The 23,241-nt window shown below is 70.9% G+C and carries 23 protein-coding genes; 9 read left to right on the top strand and 14 right to left on the bottom strand.

The window, feature by feature from the left end:
* The first annotated feature begins 173 nt into the window (after positions 1–173).
* Together AC07FT_RS02000 and AC07FT_RS01995 are read left to right on the top strand one after the other, a co-directional pair.
* Positions 174–668, top strand: coding sequence for a DUF3145 domain-containing protein (locus AC07FT_RS02000; protein WP_432588410.1), 495 nt, complete (start codon positions 174–176; stop codon positions 666–668).
* 100 nt (positions 669–768) lie between these two features.
* Positions 769–1,665 (top strand): NAD(P)-dependent oxidoreductase, encoded by an 897-nt coding sequence (locus tag AC07FT_RS01995; RefSeq protein WP_479173195.1) that lies wholly within the window; start codon positions 769–771, stop codon positions 1,663–1,665.
* Positions 1,666–1,744: 79 nt separating this feature from the next.
* Here AC07FT_RS01995 and fabF read toward each other — a convergent pair whose 3' ends face one another.
* From fabF to AC07FT_RS01970, 5 genes are all read right to left on the bottom strand, one after another.
* Positions 1,745–3,007, bottom strand: coding sequence for a beta-ketoacyl-ACP synthase II (fabF, locus tag AC07FT_RS01990; protein WP_479173194.1), 1,263 nt, complete (start codon positions 3,005–3,007; stop codon positions 1,745–1,747).
* Positions 3,008–3,075: 68 nt separating this feature from the next.
* Complete coding sequence (locus AC07FT_RS01985) at positions 3,076–3,324, bottom strand: acyl carrier protein (protein ID WP_020871568.1); 249 nt, start codon at positions 3,322–3,324, stop codon at positions 3,076–3,078.
* A gap of 82 nt (positions 3,325–3,406) precedes the next feature.
* Positions 3,407–4,417, bottom strand: coding sequence for a beta-ketoacyl-ACP synthase 3 (locus AC07FT_RS01980; protein WP_471194770.1), 1,011 nt, complete (start codon positions 4,415–4,417; stop codon positions 3,407–3,409).
* Complete coding sequence (locus AC07FT_RS01975) at positions 4,414–5,409, bottom strand: ACP S-malonyltransferase (protein WP_479173191.1); 996 nt, start codon at positions 5,407–5,409, stop codon at positions 4,414–4,416. The genes AC07FT_RS01980 and AC07FT_RS01975 overlap by 4 nt, the downstream gene beginning before the upstream one ends.
* An 89-nt stretch (positions 5,410–5,498) precedes the next feature.
* Positions 5,499–6,683 carry a PucR family transcriptional regulator gene (locus AC07FT_RS01970; RefSeq protein ID WP_471194774.1) on the bottom strand — a complete coding sequence of 395 codons (1,185 nt, stop codon included), beginning with the start codon at positions 6,681–6,683 and terminating at the stop codon, positions 5,499–5,501.
* Positions 6,684–6,781: 98 nt separating this feature from the next.
* Between AC07FT_RS01970 and AC07FT_RS01965 the strand changes: the two genes are divergently transcribed.
* The gene (locus AC07FT_RS01965; RefSeq protein ID WP_479173189.1) at positions 6,782–7,462 is read left to right on the top strand and encodes a pirin family protein; all 681 of its coding nucleotides are present in this window, start codon (positions 6,782–6,784) and stop codon (positions 7,460–7,462) included.
* A 55-nt stretch (positions 7,463–7,517) separates the two neighbouring features.
* Here the strand turns inward: AC07FT_RS01965 and AC07FT_RS01960 are convergent, their stop codons facing one another.
* A complete protein-coding gene (locus AC07FT_RS01960; protein WP_479173187.1) occupies positions 7,518–8,336 on the bottom strand; it encodes a serine hydrolase domain-containing protein in 819 nt (272 codons plus the stop codon).
* A gap of 128 nt (positions 8,337–8,464) precedes the next feature.
* On the opposite strand from AC07FT_RS01960, the gene AC07FT_RS01955 reads away from it, so the two are divergent.
* Positions 8,465–8,923: a MerR family transcriptional regulator gene (locus tag AC07FT_RS01955; protein WP_479173185.1), complete on the top strand. Its 459-nt coding sequence runs from the start codon at positions 8,465–8,467 to the stop codon at positions 8,921–8,923.
* Positions 8,924–8,979: 56 nt separating this feature from the next.
* Here the strand turns inward: AC07FT_RS01955 and AC07FT_RS01950 are convergent, their stop codons facing one another.
* From AC07FT_RS01950 to AC07FT_RS01920, 7 genes are all read right to left on the bottom strand, one after another.
* On the bottom strand, positions 8,980–9,168 hold the full coding sequence (locus AC07FT_RS01950) for a hypothetical protein (RefSeq protein WP_471194786.1): 189 nt from the start codon (positions 9,166–9,168) through the stop codon (positions 8,980–8,982).
* Positions 9,155–10,354, bottom strand: coding sequence for an alpha/beta hydrolase (locus tag AC07FT_RS01945; RefSeq protein WP_479173183.1), 1,200 nt, complete (start codon positions 10,352–10,354; stop codon positions 9,155–9,157). Before AC07FT_RS01945 ends, AC07FT_RS01950 begins: the two co-directional genes overlap by 14 nt.
* Before the next feature lie 370 nt (positions 10,355–10,724).
* Positions 10,725–11,408: a response regulator gene (locus tag AC07FT_RS01940; protein ID WP_479173181.1), complete on the bottom strand. Its 684-nt coding sequence runs from the start codon at positions 11,406–11,408 to the stop codon at positions 10,725–10,727.
* Complete coding sequence (locus tag AC07FT_RS01935) at positions 11,405–12,769, bottom strand: sensor histidine kinase (RefSeq protein WP_479173179.1); 1,365 nt, start codon at positions 12,767–12,769, stop codon at positions 11,405–11,407. The genes AC07FT_RS01940 and AC07FT_RS01935 overlap by 4 nt, the downstream gene beginning before the upstream one ends.
* Before the next feature lie 148 nt (positions 12,770–12,917).
* Positions 12,918–13,841 carry a DUF4429 domain-containing protein gene (locus tag AC07FT_RS01930; protein WP_479173177.1) on the bottom strand — a complete coding sequence of 308 codons (924 nt, stop codon included), beginning with the start codon at positions 13,839–13,841 and terminating at the stop codon, positions 12,918–12,920.
* 74 nt (positions 13,842–13,915) lie between these two features.
* Positions 13,916–15,121 carry an alpha/beta hydrolase gene (locus tag AC07FT_RS01925; protein ID WP_479173175.1) on the bottom strand — a complete coding sequence of 402 codons (1,206 nt, stop codon included), beginning with the start codon at positions 15,119–15,121 and terminating at the stop codon, positions 13,916–13,918.
* Positions 15,122–15,215: 94 nt separating this feature from the next.
* Positions 15,216–15,887, bottom strand: coding sequence for a TetR family transcriptional regulator (locus AC07FT_RS01920; protein WP_479173173.1), 672 nt, complete (start codon positions 15,885–15,887; stop codon positions 15,216–15,218).
* Between the two features lie 150 nt (positions 15,888–16,037).
* On the opposite strand from AC07FT_RS01920, the gene AC07FT_RS01915 reads away from it, so the two are divergent.
* Entirely contained in the window at positions 16,038–17,642 is a 1,605-nt protein-coding gene (locus AC07FT_RS01915) for an MFS transporter (protein ID WP_471194809.1), read from the top strand.
* Positions 17,643–17,817: 175 nt separating this feature from the next.
* The gene (locus AC07FT_RS01910) at positions 17,818–18,195 is read left to right on the top strand and encodes a peptidase inhibitor family I36 protein (protein ID WP_479173171.1); all 378 of its coding nucleotides are present in this window, start codon (positions 17,818–17,820) and stop codon (positions 18,193–18,195) included.
* A gap of 86 nt (positions 18,196–18,281) precedes the next feature.
* On the opposite strand, the gene aceE is transcribed toward AC07FT_RS01910, so the two are convergent.
* Complete coding sequence (gene aceE / locus AC07FT_RS01905) at positions 18,282–21,011, bottom strand: pyruvate dehydrogenase (acetyl-transferring), homodimeric type (RefSeq protein WP_479173170.1); 2,730 nt, start codon at positions 21,009–21,011, stop codon at positions 18,282–18,284.
* Between the two features lie 468 nt (positions 21,012–21,479).
* Between aceE and AC07FT_RS01900 the strand changes: the two genes are divergently transcribed.
* The 3 genes from AC07FT_RS01900 to AC07FT_RS01890 all read left to right on the top strand — a co-directional run bounded on the left by AC07FT_RS01900 (position 21,480) and on the right by AC07FT_RS01890 (position 23,233).
* The gene (locus tag AC07FT_RS01900; protein ID WP_432035350.1) at positions 21,480–21,920 is read left to right on the top strand and encodes a DUF3052 domain-containing protein; all 441 of its coding nucleotides are present in this window, start codon (positions 21,480–21,482) and stop codon (positions 21,918–21,920) included.
* Between the two features lie 115 nt (positions 21,921–22,035).
* Positions 22,036–22,494: a peroxiredoxin gene (locus tag AC07FT_RS01895; RefSeq protein WP_254752214.1), complete on the top strand. Its 459-nt coding sequence runs from the start codon at positions 22,036–22,038 to the stop codon at positions 22,492–22,494.
* Positions 22,495–22,657: 163 nt separating this feature from the next.
* Positions 22,658–23,233 (top strand): TerD family protein, encoded by a 576-nt coding sequence (locus tag AC07FT_RS01890; RefSeq protein WP_254752212.1) that lies wholly within the window; start codon positions 22,658–22,660, stop codon positions 23,231–23,233.
* Positions 23,234–23,241: the final 8 nt, after the last annotated feature.

Raw genomic sequence — 23,241 nt, 5'->3', positions numbered from 1 at the left:
CACATCGTGTCCCTTTTCTAGAGAATTCTGCACGATAAATTTCACTGCAGGTAATGTCGGGACTGGTGTAGAGGTGATCACTAGGGCAGAATGTCGGGTGGTGTCCCGGACACGACCGGTACGGACATGAGGCCGCTGGGGAAGGCGCACCTCGAACCGCACAGGAGGTCCCGGTGACGACACGTGGAGTTCTGTATGTGCACTCCGCACCGCGCGCGCTGTGCCCGCATGTCGAATGGGCCGTCGCGGGCGTCCTCGGCGTGCGCGTCACGCTCGACTGGATCAAGCAGCCCGCCGCCCCGGGCACCTGGCGCGCGGAGTTCTCCTGGCAGGGCGAGGTCGGTACGGCCTCCAAACTGGCGTCCGCGCTGCGCGGCTGGCATCTGCTGCGCTTCGAGGTGACGGCCGAGCCCTGTGCCACCGCCGAGGGCGAGCGCTACAGTTCCACTCCTGACCTGGGCATCTTCCACGCCGTCACCGGTATGCACGGCGACATCCTGATCCCCGAGGACCGGCTGCGGGCCGCCGTCGCCCGCTCCGCGCGCGGTGAGAGCGAACTCGATGGGGAGATCGCCAAACTGCTCGGCAAGCCCTGGGACGATGAGCTCGAGCCCTTCCGTTACGCGGGTGAGGGCGCCCCCGTCCGCTGGCTCCACCAGGTCGTCTGACTTTTTCTGGCCCCCTCGCCCCCGCCGGGACATCCGCCGTCCGCCGGACGCGCCGCCCCCCTCGGCCCCCCGGGCGCCCGCCACGTCCTAGCGTGGCGTCATGACCGAAAAACTCCCGGCACGCTCCGTCGCCGTGCTCGGCACCGGCATCATGGGTGCCGGTATGGCCCGTAACCTCGCCCGGTCCGGACTGGACACCCGTGCGTGGAACCGCACCCGCGCCAAGGCCGAACCGCTCGCCGCCGACGGGGTGCGCGTCACCGGAACCCCCGCCGAGGCCGTCGACGGCGCCGATGTGGTGCTCACCATGCTCCATGACGGCCCCGCGGCCCTGGAGACGATGCGTCAGGCCCGGGACGGGCTGCGCCCCGGCACCGTATGGGCCCAGGCGACCACCGCGGGGCTGGAAGGGCTGGAGGCCCTCGCCGCGTTCGCCCACGAGACGGAGCTCGTCCTCGTCGACTCCCCGGTGCTGGGCACCCGGCAGCCCGCCGAGAACGGACGGCTGCTGGTGCTCGCCGCGGGCCCGGTCCCGGTGCGCGCCGCGGTATGGCCGGTTTTCGACGCCGTCGGCAGCCGTACGGTCTGGGTCGGCGAGAACGGGGCGGACGGCGCGGCCACCCGGCTCAAGCTGGTGCTCAACAGCTGGGTGCTCAATGTCACCCACGGCGCCGCCGAGGCGCTCGCCCTCGCCAAGGGGCTGGGCGTGGATCCACAGGGGTTCTTCGACGCCATCGCCGACGGACCGCTGGACAACGGCTACCTGCGGGTCAAGGCGGGCCAGCTGCTCAGCGGCGACCTCGCACCCAGCTTCGCGACCAGGACCGCGGAGAAGGACGCCCGGCTGATCGTGGCGGCGGGGGAGCGCAGCGGGGTGCGGCTGGACGTGGCCGCCGCGGGCGCCGAACGGTTCCGGCGTGCCATCGCCCAGGGCCACGGCGACGAGGACATGGCCGCCTCGTACTTCGCCAGCTTCGACGACGACGGCCGGGCGTAGCGTGAGGCCCCACCACGCACCGGTGGCCCGCCCCGGCTCAGAAGCCGGGGCGGGCCACCGAAGGTGAGCCGAACGACCGTCAGACGGTGCGGAAGGCCAGTACCACGTTGTGCCCGCCGAAGCCGAACGAGTCGTTCAGCGCGGCGATGGTGCCCGCCGGAAGCGCCCTCGGCTCGGTGCGCACGACATCCGCGTCCGCCTCCGGGTCGAGGTTCTCGATGTTGATCGTCGGCGGGGCGGTCCGGTGGTACAGCGCCAGCACGCTGGCGACCGTCTCCACACCGCCCGCGCCGCCCAGCAGATGGCCCGTCATGGACTTGGTGGCGGACAGCGCCATGTGGTCCACATCGTGGCCGAACACCTTGCGCAGCGCCTTGATCTCGGCGACGTCACCCTGCGGGGTGGAGGTCGCGTGCGCGTTGATGTGCGCGATCTCGGCGGGCTTGAGGTCGCTGGAGTCCAGCAGGTTCTGGAGGGCGTGCGCGATGCCGTTGCCGGACGGCTCCGGCTGGGTGATGTGGTGGGCGTCGGCCGAGATGCCCTGGCCGACGGCCTCCGCGTAGACCCGGGCGCCGCGCCGGGCGGCGTGCTCGGCCGACTCCAGGACCACGACACCGGCGCCCTCACCGAGCACGAAGCCGTTGCGGTCGACGTCGTAGGGGCGGGAGGCGCCCTGCGGGTCGTCGTTGTTCTTGGACATCGCCATCATGTTGCCGAACGCGGCGATGGGCAGCGGGTGGATGGCCGCCTCGGTGCCGCCCGCGACGACCACGTCGGCACGGCCGGTGCGGATCATCTCGATGGCGTAGCCGATGGCCTCGGCGCCCGAGGCACAGGCGCTGACCGGGGTGTGGACACCGGCGCGGGCGCCGACCTCCAGACCCACGTTGGCCGCCGGGCCGTTGGGCATGAGCATCGGCACCGTGTGCGGGGAGACCTTGCGGACACCCTTCTCCCGCAGCACGTCGTACTGGTCGAGCAGGGTGGTGACCCCGCCGATACCGGAGGCGACGACCGCGCCCAGCCGGTCGGGGTCGACCGAACCGTCCTCGCCCGCCTTGGCGGTGAAGCCCGCGTCCGCCCATGCCTCACGGGCCGCGATCAGCGCGAACTGCGCCGAGCGGTCCAGCTTGCGGGCCTGCGGCCGGGGGATGACGGTGGCCGGGTCGACCGCGATACCCGCGGCGATCCGGACCGGGAGCTCGGCCGCCCAGTCCTGCTCCAGGAGTCCTACGCCGGAACGTCCGGCGAGCAGGCCCTCCCAGGTGGACGAGGCGTCGCCACCCAGCGGCGTCGTGGCACCAACACCGGTGACGACCACGGTGCGATTGGTCGAGTTCACAGGAATTCTTACTCCACGTGTAGAGGGTGCTGGACCTGCCACCGCATGGGTGGCGACGAGCCCTCGGCTCAGCCCTGGTGCTTCAGGATGTAGTCGACGGCGTCACCGACGGTCTTGAGGTTCTTGACGTCGTCGTCCGGGATCTTGACGTCGAAGCGCTCTTCGGCGGCGACGACGACCTCGACCATGGAGAGCGAGTCGACGTCCAGGTCGTCCGTGAAGGACTTGTCCAGCAGGACGTCCTCGGTCGGGATACCGGCGATCTCGTTGACGATCTCGGCGAGACCCTCGAGGATCTCTTCCTGGGTGGCGGCCATTGCGGCGCTCCTTCTTCGGTGTGTTGCGGTGGGTGCGCAGCGTCCGAGTCGTACGGGGCTGCGTGGATATGGACTATGGAGCCTAAGGGAGGGTAACGACCGTCGCTGCGTAGACGAGACCGGCCCCGAATCCGATGACGAGCGCGGTGTCGCCGCTCTTCGCCTGCCCCGTCGCCAACAGCCGCTCCATGGCGAGCGGAATGGAGGCGGCCGAGGTGTTGCCGGTGGTCTCCACATCACGGGCGACCGTGACGTGCTCCGGCAGCTTGAGGGTTTTGATCATCGAGTCGATGATCCGCAAATTGGCCTGGTGGGGGATGAACGCGTCGAGCTCGTCGGCGGTGATTCCGGCCTCGTCCAGGGCCTGCTGGGCGACCTTGGCCATCTCGTACACGGCCCAGCGGAAGACCGCCTGGCCCTCCTGGCGCAGCGCGGGGAAACGTACCTCCTCGCTGCTCCGTTCGCGGTAGACGTCCCAGGGCAGCGTCTGGCTGATGGTGTCGGACTTGTCGCCCTCCGAGCCCCAGACGGTCGGGCCGATCGCGGGCTCCTTGGACGGGCCGACCACCACGGCGCCCGCGCCGTCACCGAACAGGAAGGCGGTGGCCCGGTCCTCCAGATCGGTGAGGTCGGACAGCCGCTCGACCCCGATGACCAGCACATGCTCGGCGGTGCCGTCGGTGACCATGCCCTTGGCCAGGGCCAGTCCGTAGCCGAAGCCCGCACAGCCCGCCGAGATGTCGAACGCGGCCGGCTTCTTGGTGCCGAGCAGATGCGCGATCTCGGTGGCGACCGCCGGGGTCTGCTTGAAGTGCGAGACGGTGGAGACGATCACGGCGCCGATCTGCTCGGGCGTCAGCCCGGCGTCGGCGATGGCCTTGCCGCCCGCCTCGACCGACATCTGGGCGACCGTCTCGTCCGGTCCGGCCCAGTGGCGGGTGGAGATGCCCGAACGGCTGCGGATCCACTCGTCCGAGGAGTCGATGTGCTTGAGGATCTCCTCGTTCGGCACCACCCGGGTCGGACGGTAGCCGCCGACACCGAGGATGCGCGCGTACGGTGCGCCCTTGCTGGGCCTGATCTTCGCGGTCATGCGTCTCGGAGCTCCTCTTCGGCCGGTGTGTCGTCGGCGGGGTCGGCATGCTCGGCGATCAGCGCACGGGCCGCGTCGAGGTCGTCCGGCGTCTTGAGCGGGACGTTCGCCACACCCGGCAGCGCGCGCTTGGCGATACCGGTGAGCGTTCCGCCCGGGGCCAGCTCGATCAGCCCGGTGACACCCAGCTCCTGGAACGTCTCCATGCACAGGTCCCAGCGGACCGGGTTGGACACCTGGGCGACCAGCCGTTCGATCACCTCGGCACCGGAGCTCACCACCTTGCCGTCACGGTTGGAGACGTACGCGGTGCGCGGGTCGGCGACCGGGACGCCCGCGACCAGGGCCTCGAGCGTGGCGACCGCCGGGGTCATATGGTCGGTGTGGAACGCACCGGCCACCTTCAGCGGGACGACGCGGCGCACGCCCTCCGGCTTGTCCTCGGCCAGCGCCGCCAGCTGCTCGGCGGTGCCCGCGGCCACGATCTGCCCGGCGCCGTTGACATTGGCCGGAGTCAGTCCGTGCTTGTCGAGGTGTGCGACGACCTCGTCCTGCTCACCACCCAGTATGGCCGCCATACCGGTCTCGGCGCGGCTCGCGGCGTCCGCCATGGCCAGGCCACGGCGGCGGACCAGCACCATGGCCGCCTCGTCGGTGAGCACTCCGGAGACCGCGGCGGCGGTGATCTCACCGACGCTGTGGCCCGCTGCGGCGCCCAGGCGGTGCGCCGAGGCGGCCGGGCCGGCGGGCGCGCCGGTGCCCTCGGAGAACAGGGCGTGGGCGGCGACGAGACCGGCGGCCACCAGCAGCGGCTGGGCCACGGCGGTGTCGCGGATCTCCTCCTCGTCGGCCTTGGTGCCGTAGTGGATCAGGTCCAGGCCGGAGACGGCCGACCACCAGGTCAGTCGTTCGGTGACACCGGGGAGGTCGAGCCAGGGGGTGAGGAAGCCGGGCTTTTGAGCGCCCTGGCCGGGAGCGACGAGTACGAGCACTCTCACACTCTCTCTTGTGGGTGGTCCCGCTCGCCCGTGAGGACAAGGACGAAGAACCGTCAGGGGAATTGTTGGAGTCCAACAAAGGGTCAGGGCAGCAGGTCTCCATCAGCGAGACGTCCGAGGATCAGGGCTATGCGCAGCGTAAACGCCGACCTGACGTCGGAAGGTGACCATCCGGTGACGTCGGTCACACGTCGTAGCCGGTAGCGGACGGTGTTGGGGTGCACGAAGAGCATCCGGGCAGCGCCCTCCAGACTGCTGGCCTGTTCCAGGTACACACTCAGCGTTTCCAGCAGCGCGGAGCCGGCTTCCTCCAGCGGTCTGTAGATCTCCTCCACCAGCTGGTCGCGGGCGGCCGGATCCCCGGCCATCGCCCGCTCCGGCAGGAGATCGTCCGCCAGCACCGGCCGCGGCGCGTCCGGCCACGCGGTGCACGCCTTCAGCCCGGCCGCGGCGGCGCCCGCCGAGCGGGTCGCGGCCAGCAGGTCGGAGACCACCGGACCGGCCACCACCGGCCCCGGGGCGTAGGGGCCGATCAGGGCCTTCGCCGCCTGGAGCGGATTGTCCGAGCCGCCCGCGACCACCACCAGACGGTCGCCGAGCACACCGGTGAGCACCTGGAGCTTGGCGTGCCGGGCGGCCCGCCGGATCGCCTCCACGGTCAGCTCGCTGTCCCCGTCCGGGGCGGTGCCCAGCACCACGCACACGCACTCGGGCGCGTTCCAGCCGAGGGCGGCGGCACGGGACAGCGCCCCCTCGTCCGCCTCGCCGGACAGCACCGCGTTGACCACCAGGGACTCCAGCCGGGCGTCCCAGGCGCCGCGTGCCTCGGCCGCCTGCGCGTACACCTGGGCGGTGGCGAAGGCGATCTCCCGCGCGTACACCAGCAGCGCCTCGCGCAGCACCGACTCATCGCCCGGGGCCGCCACCTCGTCGATGGCGGACTCCATGACCTCGATGGTGGTCCGCACCATCTCCACGGTCTGCCGCAGGGTGATCGCCCGGGTCAGCTCGCGCGGGGCGGTGCCGAAGACATCGGTGCTGATCGCCTGTGGGGCCTCCGGATGCCGGAACCACTCGGTGAAGGCCGCGATGCCCGCCTGTGCCACCAGCCCGATCCAGGAGCGGTTCTCGGGCGGCATCGCCCGGTACCACGACAGCTGCTCGTCCATGTGCGCGATGGCGGCGGCGGCCAGCTTCCCGGACGACTTCTCCAGGCGGCGCAGGGTGGCACTGTGGGGATGAGGGAGGTTCGCGGCTGGTTCAGGCACGAGGACAAGACTGCCTTATCGGGTGGAGTACGCGGGGGGCGGGGAGCTACGGGGTGGTAGGGACGGGGCGGCGGGAGCCGGAAGGGGAGCGCACTACCGTGGACCGGGTGAAGTGGATACAGCGGTCCGGTGCACGGTATCCGGGCGGGGACGGGACCGGCATCGAGACGCGCCACGCCTTTTCCTTCTCCGGGCACTACGACCCGGAGAATGTGAGCTTCGGACTGCTCGTGGCCTGCAACGAGGAGCGGCTCGCGCCCGGCGCGGGCTTCGCCGAGCACCCCCACCGCGATCTGGAGATCGTGACCTGGGTGGTGGCGGGCGAGCTCACCCACGAGGACTCCACCGGCGCCCGGACCGTGGTGCGCCCCGGTGATGTGCAGCGGCTCAGCGCGGGCAGTGGAGTGCGTCACACCGAGCGGAACGCGGGCCCGGAACCGCTGGTCTTCGTACAGATGTGGCTGGTCCCCGGCCCCGGAGCCGCCACCGAGCCCGGGTACGAGGTGGTGCGCGGTATCGCCGACGGCACCCCGTACGCGCTGGAGCGCACCGAGGCGGTGCTGCACCTACGGCGGCTCGGCGACGGTGAGCGCACCGCGCTGCCCGACGCGCCCTGGCTCTACGTCCACACGGTGCGCGGCACGGTGCGGATCGGGGACAGCACGCTGGGCGCGGGGGACGCGGTCCGGGTGCGGGACGCGGACGGGCTGGAGGCGTGTGCGAAGGGCCCGGCGGAGCTGCTGGTGTGGGAGATGCACGCCGAACCGGTGTACGGCTGAGCCCTCGCCCGGTCCGGGGGCCCTTCCGGTCCGGAGGTCCCTTCCGGTCCGGGGGTCAGCGGGTGCGCAGCTCCGCGAGGACCGCGTCGGTCAGGGCGGGCCAGACCTCCACGGCCCAGGGGCCGAAGGGCCGGTCGGTCAGGACCGCACAGGCCGCCCGGGCCTCGGGGTCGACCCACAGGAAGGTGCCGGACTGGCCGAAGTGTCCGAAGGTGCGGGGCGAGGAGGAACCGCCGGTCCAGTGCGGGGACTTGCCGTCGCGTATCTCGAAGCCCAGTCCCCAGTCATTGGGGCGCTGGTGACCGTAGCCGGGCAGCACCCCGGTCAGCCCCGGGTGCACCACGGAGGTCGCCTCGGCCAGCGTCTGGGGCGCCAGCAGCCGCGGGGCCTGGAGCTCGGCGGCGAACCGCACCAGGTCGTCCACGGTGGAGACGCCGTCCTTGGCGGGGGAGCCGGGCAGATCGGTCGAGGTCATACCGAGCGGCTCCAGCACCGCCTGGCGCAGATATTCGCCGAACGGGATGTCCGTCGCCTTGGCGAGGTGGTCGCCCAGCACCTCGAAGCCCGCGTTGGAGTACAGCCGTCGGTTGCCGGGGGCGGCGACCGTGCGGTGCTCGTCGAAGGCCAGTCCGGAGGTGTGAGCGAGCAGATGGCGGACGGTGGAGCCCTCGGGCCCGGCCGGTTCGTCCAGCTCGACCGCGCCCTCCTCGACGGCGACCAGTACGGCGTAGGCGGCGAGCGGCTTGGTCACCGAGGCGAGGGGGAAGCGGCGGTCGGCCGGGCCGTACGAACCGGTCCGGGTGCCGTCCGCCGTGACGACGGCCGCCGCCGCCGTGGGGACCGGCCAGTTCTCGATCATCCGCAGGCTCTCCATGGCCCTGAGCCTAGTCCCCGCCCGATCCGGCCCCGGAATCCGCTTGCTTGGAGTGCACTCTCACTCCATAGCGTTGTCCCGGGAGTGGTACGCGCACACAGCAGCGATGGGCGAGAGGGTGTTTCGGCATGACCGTGATGGAGAGCGCTCCGGTTCCGGCGAAGCCGCGGGTCTGCGCGGAGGAGCATCGGCATCCGCGGCCGACCGGCCAGGACCGCTACACGATCAGCGAGGTGGCGGCGCACACCGGGCTGACCGCGCACACCCTGCGCTGGTACGAGCGGATCGGGCTGATGCCGCATGTGGACCGCACCCACACCGGGCAGCGCCGGTTCACCAACCGCGATCTGGACTGGCTGGAACTGGTGGGCAAGCTGCGGCTGACCGGGATGCCGGTGGCGGACATGGTGCGCTATGCCGAGATGGTCCGCGCCGGTCAGGACACCTTCGGCGAGCGCGAGGAACTGCTGACCGAACACCGGGAGAACGTCCGGGCGCGGATCGCGGAGCTCCGGAGCACGCTGGAGGTCATCGACTACAAGATCGGGATCTACTCCGACGCGCGGCGCCGGGCGGAGGGCGCCTGACGCGGGACCCGGCGGTGCGCCGCCCCGGCCGCGCAGCCACTCCGCTGCCCAGCCGCTCAGCCATGGAGGGCCGTCAGCGCCACCGTCACACCCAGCACCACGAACGCGACCGCGGCGCGTACCAGGACGGCCCGCCCCGTCCCCGCCCCCTCCCGAGGGGCCTCGGGGCGCTCCCGGCCGTCCAGGGCGAAGAGCCCGGCGCAGAGCACCGCGAGCGGGGACGGCCGGGGGTCATATGAGGTCATGGCGGCAGTCCTGGGTGCCTTCGGCGCGGTCGGCGCACCGGATCCCGTCGAACCGTCCCAGGGTGATCCGGGCGAAGTTGCGCAGCGAGTCCGTACCGGGGGCGAAGTAGCCGGTGTGGCCATGGGCGCGGTCGGCGGAGACGACCCGGGCACCGAAGGACCGGTCGGTCGGGTCCTCGCCGTGGCCGACGCCCAGGAACGCATAGCCCGTCACCCGGCGTATCCAGTCGGTGCTGTCCCGCGCCGCCCACACCCGGGCGGGTGTGTGCAGTCCCTCGGCGCTGTCCGCGCGCATCCCCGGGCTGCCCAGGACCACCAGGTCGGAGACCCGGGTGCGGTCCATCGCGGAGGCGGCGAGCCCGCAGAGCACCGAGCCGTAGCTGTGGCAGAAGACGGTGGGCGGCGCCTCGGCGGTGGCCGCGGTGGTCACCGCCAGGCCCGCGAGGAACCGGTCCAGACGCGGCGCCCCCGCCTCGGCCAGCCTGCTGGTCGCGGCGTCCGGGCCGAGCCCGGCGGGGGTGGTGTAACCGACCCAGGCCACCACGGCGGTGGGGGTGTCCGGTGCCTCCCCGGCCATCCGGGCCCGCAGCGACCGCGCCATCCCGACGGGTGTGCCGTAACGGTCGTGGTCGCGGTCGAAGACGTTCAGATCGATATCGGAGCCGGGCACCACGACGGCCGTGCGCCGCGCCGCCGCCAGATCGCCGAACACCTCGGCCACCTGGCCGCGGCCGCGCGGATCGAAGGCGAGGATCTGACGGCCCGGGGAGAGCAGGGTGGTGTAGCGCCGGACGAGCGGGCTGTGCGGGTCGGCGGTGCGCTCCTTGTCACGCGCGGCCCTGATGGCGCGGGCGTTGGCCGCGTAGCGCAGGGCGAGCGGCGCGCCGTCGAGATTCCCCACCACCTGGGGATGGCGGACGGCCAGGGTCCGCCGCTGGGCCTCGCCGAGACCGTCGAAGAAGCGGGCGATCCGGGCCGGGGAGGCGGTGGCCGGGTCCGGCAGCTGCCGCGCGGCGCCCGGCAGCGAGTGGTCGGCGCGCCAGGCGGAGGTGCCGGGCGGTGGCCCGGTGATCGCCTGCTCCTCATGGGCGACGGTCCATCCGGCCGTCGCGGCCACGATGGTGACGGTGAGCGCGGCCGTGATCAGACGGCGGGCGTAGTGCCTGGGTCGGTGCGTCTGGGACATGGCCGCGGGTTCCCTCTTCCGTTCGGTGGCGAGGGAAACGTAGGGAGCCGGTGGGTAGCCGGGCGTCACACCGCGGTGCCAAGTCGGACGTCATACCGGGGTAGGGGGTGGTTCAGCCGAACGGCCCCCGGGCGGAGGGGTGTTCACCACGCCGCGGCGGCCCGGCCGGAGAAGATCTCGGGCCGGTCGCGGTGGTCCCCGGTGCGCACGGGCCGCACCGCGGACGTGGCCGTCCGGCCGGCCGCCACCGAGGCCGGTGCCCCACCGGCTCCCGGCCGGTCACCACCCGGGTGCCCCCGCCCCGCCAGGTCGGCCGAGGGCCGGCCCCGTGCGTGCCCGGCGGACCCCCGGCCGTCCCCGGCGCGTTCCCCTACTGACCGCCGGGCGACACCAGCCCCGACTCATAGGCGAAGATCACTGCCTGGGCCCGGTCCCGGAGTTCCAGCTTGGCCAGCACCCGGCCGATATGGGTCTTCACCGTCTGCTCGGCCAGCACCAGCGTTTCGGCTATCTCCTGGTTGGACAGTCCGCGCGCGATCAGCTCCAGCACCTCCGTCTCCCGCGGCGTCAGCCCGCCGCGGCGCAGCGCGAGGCCGTCCTGGCGGCGGGACGCCGGGCGCTGCCGGGCGAAGTCGGCGATCAGACGGCGGGTGACGGAGGGGGCGAGCAGCGCCTCGCCCGCCGCCACCACCCGCACGGCGGAGATCAGATCGGCGGGCGGGGCGTCCTTGAGCAGAAAGCCGCTGGCCCCGGCGCGCAGCGCCTCGTAGACGTAGTCGTCGACGTCGAAGGTGGTGAGCATCAGCACCTTGGGGCGGTGGATCACCCCGCGCGGCGGGTCGAGCAGCCGGCGGGCCGCCTCCAGCCCGTCCATCTCCGGCATCCGGACGTCCATCAACACCACATCGGGGTGCGTGCGCCTGCTGACCTCCACACCCTGCCGTCCGTCCGGTGCCTCACCGACGATGTCGATATCGCTCTGCGCGGCGAGCAGCGCGGCGAACCCCGCCCGCACCATCGCCTGGTCGTCGACGATGATCACCTTGATGGTCATGAGTCCGTCTCTTCGAGCTCTACGAGGGGCAGCCGGGCGGCGACCCGGAAGCCGCCGCCGGGCAGTGGGCCGGTGTCGAGCATGCCGCCCACCAGCCGGACCCGCTCGACCATGCCGACCAGGCCGTGGCCGGTGCCGGTGGTCTCCAGCGGGGTGGTGGGCACACCGGTCGGCGGCCCGTTGACGATCAGGACGGTGAGCGCGGCGGGATCACCGGCGGCCGAGACCGAGACCTGGGTGGCGGCACCGGGCGCGTGGCGCACCACGTTCGCCAGCGCTTCCTGCACGATCCGGTACGCCGACAGCTCCACCGCCTGGGGCAGCGGACCGAAGTCGAGGACGGCGTCGGCGACGGTCAGCTCGGTCGGTATGCCGGCCCGCACGGTGGCCTCGACCAGCTGCGGCACCTGGCGCAGCCCCGGCTGCGGCGTCCGCTCGCCACGGGTCTCCTCACTGCGCAGCACACCCAGCAGTCGGCGCATCTCGGCGAGGGACTCCCGGGCGGTGGCCGCTATGGAGCCGAACTCCCGCTCCGCGTCGGGCGGGAGACCACCGATCCGGTAGGGCGCGCTGTCCGCCTGCACGGTGATGACGGACATGTGGTGGGCGACCACGTCATGCAGTTCACGGGCGATCCGGGCGCGCTCCTCCAGCAGGGTGCGGTGGGAGCGTTCGGCCTCGCTGATGGTCTCCTGTTCGGCCAGCCGCCGCTGGGCGTCACCACGTTCGCGCAGCGCGCCGCCGATCAGCAGCACCACACCGCTGAGCACGAACAGCAGCACTCCGCTGCTGTCGGCCCCGGTGTCGACGCCCGTGCCGAGTGCGAGTCCGGCGCCGCCGGTGACCAGCCACACCGCCACCAGCGTGGGCCGCGGTTCGCGCAGTGCGAGGGCCAGCATCAGGAAGAGGTAGCCCACGATCCCGGCGGGCAGCCAGGGCCAGATCTGGTGCTCCATACCGGGGTTGAGCACCATCACCGCGCCGAGCACCTCGCTGATGATGGTGATCCACCACGCCTGGAGGGGGCGGGTGACGGCGAGCAGCAGCGGGGTGACCTGGGCGATGGCCAGCAGGATGGCGGATTCGCCGCTCTCCCCGTAGTCGTTGGTCAGCACCTGGGCGGAGACCGGGACCAGTATCGCGGTGAGCACCATCGCCACTCCGTACGGCAGCCTGCGCAGCCAGCGCCGGGGTGACTGGGAGAACAGCGGGGTGGCCGGGTAGCTGGGTGTCACCAGGGCGCGGAACAGACCGCCCACCTGCCGCCGGGCGGCCTTGAACAGGCTCTCGTGCGCGGTGGACGGGGCGTCGGCGGACAGGGCGCCGGAGGCGGCGGCGTCGGCGGAGGAAGTGCTGGACATGGCGGCTTCAGCGTAGGGTTCCGCGGCGTCTCCGACGTCATACCTGGGAGTCGGATACAGGTCATACCTGGGTATGGGTGCGCTGCGATGCCGTGCGATGGCGGTGCCGGGGCGATGGCGCGGTGCCCGGGCGGTGCGTGACCGCCGCCTACAGCTCCGCCAGCAGTTCGGCCTTCTTCGCGCTGAACTCCTCGTCCGTCAGCAGCCCCTGGCTGTGGAGCTCGCCGAGGTGGCGGATGCGCTCGGCGATATCGGCGGGGTCGCGGCGGGTGCCGTTGGCACGGGCCGCGGCGGGGGCGGTCTCGGTGCCCTGGCCCGGGTTCCCGGCCCGTACGGCCTCCAGTACGGCGGCGGCGAACGGCAGCGACTGGTGGACCAGGCCGTAGCCCATCCCGAACACCACGGCCGCGGGGTCGTGGTCGGCCCGGCCGGCGGGGCGGTCCTCGGCGGCGCGCTCGACCAGCCGCAGATGGCCGTTGCCGTTCTTGGCGGCGCCCTCCTTGGGGGCGGCGCCCGCGGAGCCCTTGCTCTCCGGGGAACACCACTCCACACCGCTCAGGTCGTCGATCCGGAAACGCTGGTCCCCGGCCTTCCACTTGGCCGAGGAGGCGCCGGTCCAGAACCAGCGGAAGGAGACCTCCTTGCCGTCGAAGGACGCCTTGCCGTCGTACGCCTTGAACGACATCGGCGGCGCAGGGGCGCTGACCAGGTGGGTTTCGGCGGGGGTGGGGGCGTCGGGGGCGAGCGCACCACGTATCTCGTCCGCGTAGTACTCGGCCAGCGTCTCGCGCTCGGCGGGCAGCACCAGCCGGTACGGGTCGTACGCCTCCTTGAGCTGGCCGTCCGCGACGTCCATCAGGGGGTCGGCGCCGGGTCTGGGCACGGCGCGCAGCACCACGGTGCCTCGTTTGCCGGGAGCGACCTCCACCGCGGACAGCGCCTCGAAAGGGACGCGGCGTTCGCCGAGCGCCTGGAGCAGCTTCGGCGTGCGGATCCCCCGTTCGAAGCGGATGAGCACGGAGTCGGTGTCGAACTCCCAGACGGTCTGAAAACCGGCCAGCACATCACCCATGCGGCTCATCGTATGCGGCGGTGGCCCGCCCGTCCCCCCTTGAGCGCTACGCGCGTCGCGTCTGTGGTCTGCGGTCAGGTCAGCCCGGCGGTGCATTCGTCACCGTCCGCGCAGCTCACGGACTGGACCGCGCCGACGCCCACCCGCGCCAGGTTGTCCAGGCTGGTCGTACCGGGCTCGAAGTACCCGGCGTGACCGTCCGCGCCGTCGGCGGAGAGCCTGCGGGCACCGAAGTCGGAGGAGTACGGATCGGCGCCGTGGCCGAGTCCGCCGACCTCCAGGTGCGGAATGTCCTCGATCCAGTCCCCGGAGTCGCGCATGGCCCAGACCCGGGCGCTGGTGCCCAGGTCGGAGGCGTGGTCGGCGCGCATCCCGGGGCTTCCGGCCACCGCGATATCGGTGACGCTCGGTGGCAGATCACGTGCGGCGACACCGCACACCACCGAGCCGTAGCTGTGGCACATCAGGGAGACCCGGGAGGGCGCTGGCAGCGCGTTGACCAGGCCCCGCAGCCGCAGCGCGCCCTGGGCGGCCAGCTTGCCGGTGGCGGCGTCCATGCCGATGCCCGCCGGGGAGGTGTAGTCGGCCCAGGCGATCACGGCGCTGCGGGTCTCCGGGGCGTCGGTCCGCTCGTTCCGGTAGAGGGCACGGGCCATACCGACGGTGGCGGAGTACGGCTTCCCGGTCTTCTGGAAGGTGAGGATGTTGGTGTCCACGCCCGGCACCACGATCGAGACCCGGCCCGCGTGCGCGAGGTCGCCGAAGACCTCGGCGGCCCGGCCCTGGCCGGCGGGGTCGAACGCGAGGATCTGGCGGCCGGGGCCGAGCAGGTCCTCGTAGCGGTCCATCCTGCGGGTGGCGTCGGTGCGGCCCAGCGGGGTGAGCCTGCTGTCGTGCATCCGCTGCCGCTCCACGGCCATGGCCTGGCGCAGGGCGACCCGGTTGGCGCGGTAGCGCAGGTCCACGGGCGCGCCGTTGAGATTGCCGACGACGAGCGGGAAACGGCGTACGAGCCGGTCGGTCCCGGCCTTGTCCAGCGCGTCGAACCAGCGGCTCAGCCGCCGTGGCGAGGAGTACGGGTCGGGCAGCGGGTGACCCTCCAGGGTGGCGTGGCGCCAGGCGTCGACCGACGCGGCCAGCGGGTCCCGGTCGCCTCTCTGGGCCCGTACGGCCGTCCAGCCGGTGGTGGCGAGCAGGACGAACACCACCGCCAGCGCGAGCAGGGCGCGCCAAGCGGTGGAACCGGGAGAGGGGGAGCTGAGCTCCGGGAAGGAAGTCACCGCGGGACACCCTAGGAGAAGCGCGGTGGTGGTCGCCAAATGCCGTGAGTCATATCACGTTTGGCAACCGCCCAACGTGGGAGCTATGTCCGATTTAATGGTTTTTGTTCCAATGTTCGGCGAGCGCCGGTCCCACATGGTCGAGTTGATGGGCGGCGATGTCCCGCAGCGCCGACGTGCTGAGGTCGTCCCGCTCGCCCCACAGCTTCCCGGTGACCCGGACCACTCCGCCGAACATCGCCACCACCAGACGCGGCCGGGGGTCCTCGTCGATGTCCAGCCCCTCGCGGCGGGCGATCTCCAGGGCCAGCCGCTCCTCCATCTCCATCGTCCGGCGCAGATGGACCGCGAGCAGGGTGGGCGTCGACTCGATCACCCGGTACATCCGCAGATGGAGTTCGGTCGGCACCAGCTCCTCGATGGTCTCGCCCATCCGGTCCCAGGCGTCCAGGACCGCGGTGCGCAGCGCCGTCAGCGGCGCTTCACCGGGCGGCCGGGCGCAGAGCGAGTCGAAGCACAGTGCCTCCGCGGCCCCTTGGGTCGCGAAGGCGACCTCCTCCTTGTTGGCGAAGTAGCGGAAGAAGGTGCGCTGGGAGACGTCGACCGCCTCGACGATCTCGTCGATGGTGGTCTCGTCGTATCCCTGACGGGTGAACAGTTCGAAGGCGGTGCGCACCAGGGCGCCCCGGGTGCGCTGCTTCTTCCGCTCGCGCAGTCCGGTCGGCGCGGCCGCCGCCGCGGTCGCCGCCGCCTCGTCCGTTGTCACCTGTCGGCTCGCTTCCTGCCCGGATCCGGCTGCGATCCGTATCGCGCTCGGGCTACGTTCGGGCTGCTCAGAATACCTGTGGGGAAGTAGACAGCAACCCGCGGATGAATCCATTTGTCAAATGTCAGAGGCTGACATTAGCCTCCGGGCATGACGTCTTCGACCACCGTCGCCGACCAGGCGGCGGAACCTCCGCCCATATCCGACTCCCGCAAGGGGCTGCGGGGTCATCCCTGGCTGACGCTGCTGACCGTCGCCTTCGGCGTGGCGATGGTCGCCCTCGACAGCACCATCGTGGCCATCGCCAACCCGGCCATCGCGCAGGACCTCGGCGCCTCGCTCGCCGACGCCCAGTGGATCACCAACGGCTATCTGCTCGCCCTGGCCGTCGCGCTGATCACGGCGGGCAAGCTGGGTGACCGCTTCGGCCACCGGCAGACCTTCCTCATCGGCGTGGTCGGTTTCGCGCTCTCCTCCACCGCCATCGGCTTCTCCTCGACCGTGCCGCTGGTGGTGTCCTTCCGGGTGCTCCAGGGCCTGTTCGGCGCACTGCTGATGCCCGCTGCGCTCGGTCTGCTGCGCGCCACCTTCCCCGCCGAGAAGCTCAACATGGCCATCGGTATCTGGGGCATGGTCATCGGTGCCTCCACGGCGGGCGGACCGATCGTCGGCGGACTGCTCGTGGAGCACGTCAACTGGCAGTCCGTCTTCTTCATCAATCTGCCGGTCGGTCTGCTCGCCCTGGTGCTGGGGCTGTTGATCCTGGTCGACCACCGCGCGGCGAAGGCCCCGAAGTCCTTCGACATCCCGGGCATCCTGCTGCTCTCCGGCGGGATGTTCTTCCTCATCTGGGCGGTCATCAAGTCCTCGGAATGGAGCTGGGGCGACCCCAAGACCCTGCTCTTCCTGGGACTTGCGGCCATCAGCTTCGTGGCGTTCGCCTTCTGGGAGAACCACACCGCCGAACCGCTGATCCCGCTCGGCATGTTCCGCTCGGTCCCGCTCTCCGCGGGCACCGTGCTGATGGTGCTGATGGCCTTCGGCTTCATGGGCGGACTCTTCTTCGTCACCTTCTACCTCCAGAACGTGCACGGGATGAGCCCGGTCAAGAGCGGTCTCCATCTGCTGCCGCTGACCGCGATGATGATCGTGTCCTCACCGGTGGCGGGCGCCGTCATCACCAAGATCGGGCCGCGGGTCCCGCTGGTGGTCGCCATGTCGCTGACCGCCGTCGCGCTGTTCGGCGCCTCCACGATGGACGTGGACGCCTCCACCCTCGAGATGTCGCTGTGGTTCGGTCTGCTCGGCCTCGGCCTCGCCCCGGTGATGGTCGGCGCCACCGAGGTCATCGTGGGCAATGCGCCGATCGAGCTCTCCGGTGTCGCCGGAGGTCTCCAGCAGGCGTCCATGCAGGTCGGCGGAAGTATCGGTACGGCCGTCCTGGGCGCGGTGATGGCGGCCAAGGTGGACGACGACCTGCCCGCGAAGTGGTCCGGCGCCAAACTGCCGCCGCTGACCGGTGAGCAGATGTCCAAGGCGTCCGAGGCGGTCGAGGTCGGCCGGGCGCCGGTCGCCAAGGGCACTCCGCCGGAGCTCGCGGGCAAGATCACCAGCGTGGCGCATGACACCTTCGTCTCGGGCATGAGCCTGGCGTTCGTGGTCGCCGGAGTGGTCGCGGTGGTCGCCGCGGTGGTCGCTGCCTTCACCAAGCGCGGGACCAACGCGGAGGCGGGTGCCGGGGCGGGACACATCTGACCCGTTCCGGCCCGTAGGGGAGACACCGGACGCCCCCGACGGGAAACCGGTTGCGGGATACGGGTGGGACACCCCCTATCAGGGTGGCTCCCGCCCGACTCCGGGGTGGACAGCGGGAGTCGGCCGACAGGCTGACTCCCGTTTCCGCTGTACTCACACGGGGAGTCCGTTCACCATGCGCCCACCGCGCGCCATCGTCACCACGACCGTCACCGCGGCCCTCGCCGCCCTCGCCCTCACCACGGCGGCGCCGGCCCAGGCCGCGCCGCCGCCACTCGGCGACTGCGACGCCGGACAGCTGTGCCTGTGGCACGGCACCGGCTTCACCGGACCGCGCCAGGTCCATGAACTGACCGGTACCGACATCGAGAGCTGTATCGCCCTGCCGTCCGGCGGCTCCGCCGCCTCGCTGGCCAACCGCACCGGGCGGCCCGTCACCGCGTACCAGAGCGCGGAGTGCGCCGAGACCGCCGAGTTCCGTACCTACCCCACCGGCAGCTGGTCGCCGGAAACCGCTTACCGGGTACGGGCCTTCAAGATCTGGGAGCGCTGAGCGGCACCGGGCATACGACGGGGCCCCGGCCGGATTCACATCCGGCCGGGGCCCGTTCGCGTCAGCAGCGCGTCAGAAGGGGACGGCTACGCGTCGCCGCCCGCCGGGCCGGGGTCGGCCGCGGCCACGTCCAGCAGCTGGTAGCGGTCGATCGCCTGCTTCAGCGCCGAGCGGTCGACCTTGCCTTCCTTGGCCAGCTCCGTGAGCACCCCGAGCACGATCGACTCGGCGTCGATGTGGAAGAAGCGGCGTGCCGCTCCCCGGGTGTCGGCGAAACCGAAGCCGTCGGCGCCCAGCGACTGGTAGGTGCCCGGCACCCAGCGCGCGATCTGGTCCGGAACGGCACGCATCCAGTCGGAGACGGCCACCTTCGGGCCCTCGGTGTCCGCCAGCTTCCGGGTGACGTACGGAACGCGCTGCTCCTCCTCCGGGTGGAGCAGGTTGTGCTCCTCGGCCTCCACCGCGTCACGGCGCAGCTCGTTCCAGGAGGTCGCCGACCAGACGTCCGCCTTGACGTCCCAGTCCTCGGCCAGCATGCGCTGGGCCTCGACCGCCCACGGCACCGCGACACCGGAGGCGAGGATCTGGGCCGCGTGCGCGCCCTTCTCGCCCTGCTTGTAGCGGTACAGGCCCTTGAGGATGCCCTCCCGGTCCACGTCCGAAGGCTCGGCCGGGTGCTGGATCGGCTCGTTGTAGACGGTGAGGTAGTAGAAGACGTCCTCACTGTTCTCGCCGTACATCCGGCGCAGACCGTCCTGCACGATGTGGGCGATCTCGAAGCCGAACGCCGGGTCGTACGCGACGACCGCGGGGTTGGTCGAGGCCAGCAGCTGGGAGTGGCCGTCGGCGTGCTGAAGGCCCTCACCGGTCAGGGTCGTACGACCGGCGGTCGCGCCCAGAACGAATCCACGCGCGAGCTGGTCGGCCATCTGCCAGAACTGGTCGCCCGTGCGCTGGAAGCCGAACATCGAGTAGAAGACATAGACCGGGATCATCGGCTCGCCATGGGTGGCGTAGGCCGAGCCCGCCGCGATCAGCGAGGCCGTACAGCCCGCCTCGGAGATGCCGTCGTGCAGCATCTGCCCGGTCGGCGACTCCTTGTACGCGAGCAGCAGCTCACGGTCGACCGACTCATAGGTCTGGCCCAGCGGGTTGTAGATCTTCGCCGAGGGGAAGAGCGAGTCCATGCCGAAGGTGCGGTACTCGTCCGGCGCGATCGGCACGAAGCGCTTGCCGATCTCCTTGTCCCGCATCAGGTCCTTCAGCAGCCGGACGAACGCCATGGTGGTGGCGATCGACTGCTGGCCGGAGCCCTTCCTCACCGCGGCGTACGTCTTGTCGCCCGGCAGCGCCAGCGGCTTCGCGCGCACGACCCGGGTCGGCGCGTAGCCGCCCAGCGCCTTGCGGCGGTCGTGCATGTACTGGATCTCCTCGGAGTCCCGGCCCGGGTGGTAGTACGGCGGCAGGCCGGACTCCAGCTCCTTGTCCGGGATCGGCAGGTGCAGCCGGTCGCGGAAGCCCTTGAGGTCGTCGACGGTCAGCTTCTTCATCTGGTGGGTCGCGTTGCGGCCCTCGAAGTTCGGACCGAGCGTCCAGCCCTTGACCGTCTGGGCCAGGATCACGGTCGGCTGGCCCTTGTGGGCCTTGGCCGCCGCGTAGGCCGCGTAGATCTTCCGGTGGTCGTGACCGCCACGGCCCAGGTGCAGGATCTGGTCGTCGGTCATGTGCTCGACCATCGAGCGCAGCCGCTGGTCGTCACCGAAGAAGTGCTCGCGGATATAGGCGCCGGTCTCGGTCGCGTAGGTCTGGAACTGACCGTCCGGCGTGGTGTTCAGCTTGTTGATCAGCAGACCGGTGCGGTCCTGGGCGAGCAGCGGGTCCCAGCTGCGGTCCCATACCAGCTTGATCACGTTCCAGCCGGCGCCGCGGAACTGCGACTCCAGCTCCTGGATGATCTTGCCGTTGCCGCGCACCGGGCCGTCGAGCCGCTGGAGGTTGCAGTTGACCACGAAGGTCAGGTTGTCCAGACCCTCACGGGCGGCCAGCGAGAGCTGGCCGAGCGACTCCGGCTCGTCCATCTCGCCGTCGCCGAGGAACGCCCAGACATGGGAGCCGGAGGTGTCGGCGATACCGCGCGACTGCATATAGCGGTTCATCCGGGCCTGGTAGATCGCGCCCAGCGGGCCCAGACCCATGGAGACGGTCGGGAACTCCCAGAAGTCCGGCATCGACCGCGGATGCGGGTAGCTGGACAGGGCGTGACCGGCCTTGGACTTCTCCTGACGGAAACCGTCCAGATGTGCTTCGCTCAGGCGGTCCAGCAGGAAGGCGCGGGCGTAGATACCGGGGGAGGCGTGCCCCTGGAAGAAGATCTGGTCGCCGCTGTCGTTGTCCTTGCCGCGGAAGAAGTGGTTGAAGCCCACGTCGTACAGCGAGGCGGAGGAGGCGAAGGTGGCGATATGGCCACCGACCCCGATACCGGGGCGCTGCGCCCGGGAGACCATCACCGCCGCGTTCCAGCGGGTGGCGTTGAGGATCTTGCGCTCGATCTCCTCGTTGCCCGGGAAGAACGGCTCGTTCTTGGTGGCGATGGTGTTGATGTAGTCCGTGCTGCGCATCTCGGGCACGGCCACCCGCTTCTCGCGGGCGCGCTCGATCAGGCGAAGCATCAGGTAGCGGGCACGTTCCCGGCCACGCTCATCGACGGCTGCGTCGAGCGAGTCGAGCCATTCCTGGGTTTCCTCGGGATCGAAGTCCGGGACCTGGCTGGGAAGGCCGCCAATGATGATCGGGTTGCGATCGGATCCGGAAGCCACGCTATTCCTTCGCTTTTCGGTCGTGCTGTGCACGGACATGGATTCGTGCTCTAGGGGTCGCGCCGGTCTCCATCGTGTACCTCGGGTACGGGATACGTCATCTCTACTGGTTGGTAACCGCCACCAGGCGAGATGGGCGCTGCGGGCCGGTCGGGTGTGACGGCCAAATCGCAACCTTACGCCCACGACGGAGGGGATCTGCGTACGACCGTTCGGCTCCGGGCGGCGTAAGGTGGCGATACACATACGTAAGCCGGACATAATGGGGCAATCTGCATGGCTTCCCGCTGGTTCGCGCCGCTCTTCCCTGATGGGAGTTGCGGCGAGACGTCAACGTTTGGGCGGGATCGCTGGCCGGGTACTTGCGCGATCCGCCCGGCCCGTGTGGACTACGCCCCATGAACCCTCGCGTACGCGCGCGGGGTCACCCGATCCGAAGAGTGAATGAAAGATGACAGGAGGCAATCCGTGAGCGCGACCGCGGACCACGCGGAGGAGCAGACCAACCTGGCCGCGAGGCTGGGTTTCCAGCCCGAGCAGGTGGTCCAGGAGATCGGCTACGACGACGATGTCGACCAGGAGCTCCGCGAGGCCATCGAGGAGACCACCGGCCAGGAGCTCGTCGACGAGGAGTACGACGACGTGGCCGACGCCGTGGTGCTGTGGTTCCGAGAGGACGACGGCGATCTGACGGACGCGCTGGTGGACGCCCTCCAGATGATCGACGACGGCGCCCCGGTGTGGCTCTTCACGCCCAAGACCGGCCGCGACGGCTATGTCGAGCCGAGTGACATCAACGAGGCCGCGACCACCGCGGGCCTCTCCCAGACGAAGAGCTTCAGCGCGGGCAAGGACTGGACCGGCAGCCGCCTGGTCACCCCGAAGGCCGCCCGCGCCAGCAAGCGCTGAGACCCGGGAAACCACACGTCCGAGCCCCCCTCCGTTCGCTTTCGGAGGGGGGCTCGGCGCGTAGGGTGGACGCCACGCACGTGATCACATGAGCGAGAGAGCGAAGGGACATCCCATGGCGATAGAGGTCGGTTCCAAGGCCCCCGACTTCGAGCTGAAGAGCCAGCACGGAGAGACGGTCAGGCTCTCCGACTTCCGCGGCGAGAAGAACGTCGTGCTCCTCTTCTACCCGTTCGCCTTCACCGGCGTGTGCACCGGCGAGCTGTGCGCCCTCCGCGATGAGCTGCCGACCTTCGTCAACGACGATGTGCAGCTCCTCGCGGTCTCCAATGACGCGCCCTTCAGCCTGCGCGTCTTCGCCGAGCAGGAGGGTCTGGAGTATCCGCTGCTGTCGGACTTCTGGCCGCACGGCGAGGCCAGCCGCGCCTACGGCGTCTTCGACGAGGAGAAGGGCTGCGCGGTGCGCGGCACATTCGTGATCGACAAGGAGGGCGTGGTGCGCTGGACCGTGGTCAACGGTCTGCCCGACGCCCGGGACCTGAACGACTACGTGAAGGCCCTGGAAGCCCTCTGAGCCGCGGGCGCGTCCGCGCGCCGCGAAACCCTGTGGCCGCCGGGAACCGCTCACTAGGATCGACGCGTTGATCCTTACGGGTTCCGCAAGGCTCACCGAAGGTATCCGCATCCACCATGAGGGGGCACGCAGTGCTCCTGACGAACCTTTTTTGGGAGGACTCGTGGGAGTCAGCCTCAGCAAGGGCGGCAACGTCTCGCTGACCAAGGAAGCCCCGAACCTGACCGCGGTCATCGTCGGTCTGGGCTGGGACGCCCGCACCACCACGGGCACCGACTTCGACCTCGACGCCAGCGCCCTGCTGACGAACCCCGAGGGCAAGGTCGCCAACGACCAGAACTTCGTGTTCTTCAACAACCTCAAGAGCCCCGACGGCTCCGTCGAGCACACCGGTGACAACATCACCGGTGAGGGCGAGGGCGACGACGAGCAGATCAAGGTGAACCTGGCCGGTGTCCCGGCCGACGTCGCCAAGATCGTGTTCCCGGTGTCCATCTACGACGCCGAGTCCCGCCAGCAGAGCTTCGGCCAGGTGCGCAACGCGTTCATCCGCGTCGTGAACCAGGCCGACAACCAGGAGCTGGCCCGCTACGACCTGTCCGAGGACGCCTCGACCGAGACCGCCATGGTCTTCGGCGAGCTGTACCGGAACGGGGCGGAGTGGAAGTTCCGCGCCATCGGCCAGGGGTACGCCTCGGGGCTGCGCGGTATCGCGCAGGACTTCGGCGTCAACGTCTGACCGTCGCC

Source organism: Streptomyces sp. NPDC045899 (assembly GCF_056431485.1).
Note: the sequence above shows the minus strand (reverse complement) of the source record. Positions and strands in the feature narration are given on the sequence as shown.

Excerpts from the sequence above, each read along its gene's own strand:
- AC07FT_RS01995 (WP_479173195.1), top strand. The coding sequence starts at position 769 with ATGACCGAAAAACTCCCGGCACGCTCCGTCGCCGTGCTCGGCACCGGC.
- AC07FT_RS01985 (WP_020871568.1), bottom strand. The coding sequence starts at position 3,324 with ATGGCCGCCACCCAGGAAGAGATCCTCGAGGGTCTCGCCGAGATCGTC.
- AC07FT_RS01980 (WP_471194770.1), bottom strand. The coding sequence starts at position 4,417 with ATGACCGCGAAGATCAGGCCCAGCAAGGGCGCACCGTACGCGCGCATC.
- AC07FT_RS01960 (WP_479173187.1), bottom strand. The coding sequence starts at position 8,336 with ATGGAGAGCCTGCGGATGATCGAGAACTGGCCGGTCCCCACGGCGGCG.
- AC07FT_RS01955 (WP_479173185.1), top strand. The coding sequence starts at position 8,465 with ATGACCGTGATGGAGAGCGCTCCGGTTCCGGCGAAGCCGCGGGTCTGC.
- AC07FT_RS01950 (WP_471194786.1), bottom strand. The coding sequence starts at position 9,168 with ATGACCTCATATGACCCCCGGCCGTCCCCGCTCGCGGTGCTCTGCGCC.
- AC07FT_RS01945 (WP_479173183.1), bottom strand. The coding sequence starts at position 10,354 with ATGTCCCAGACGCACCGACCCAGGCACTACGCCCGCCGTCTGATCACG.
- AC07FT_RS01940 (WP_479173181.1), bottom strand. The coding sequence starts at position 11,408 with ATGACCATCAAGGTGATCATCGTCGACGACCAGGCGATGGTGCGGGCG.
- AC07FT_RS01935 (WP_479173179.1), bottom strand. The coding sequence starts at position 12,769 with ATGTCCAGCACTTCCTCCGCCGACGCCGCCGCCTCCGGCGCCCTGTCC.
- AC07FT_RS01930 (WP_479173177.1), bottom strand. The coding sequence starts at position 13,841 with ATGGGTGATGTGCTGGCCGGTTTTCAGACCGTCTGGGAGTTCGACACC.
- AC07FT_RS01915 (WP_471194809.1), top strand. The coding sequence starts at position 16,038 with ATGACGTCTTCGACCACCGTCGCCGACCAGGCGGCGGAACCTCCGCCC.
- AC07FT_RS01910 (WP_479173171.1), top strand. The coding sequence starts at position 17,818 with ATGCGCCCACCGCGCGCCATCGTCACCACGACCGTCACCGCGGCCCTC.
- AC07FT_RS01895 (WP_254752214.1), top strand. The coding sequence starts at position 22,036 with ATGGCGATAGAGGTCGGTTCCAAGGCCCCCGACTTCGAGCTGAAGAGC.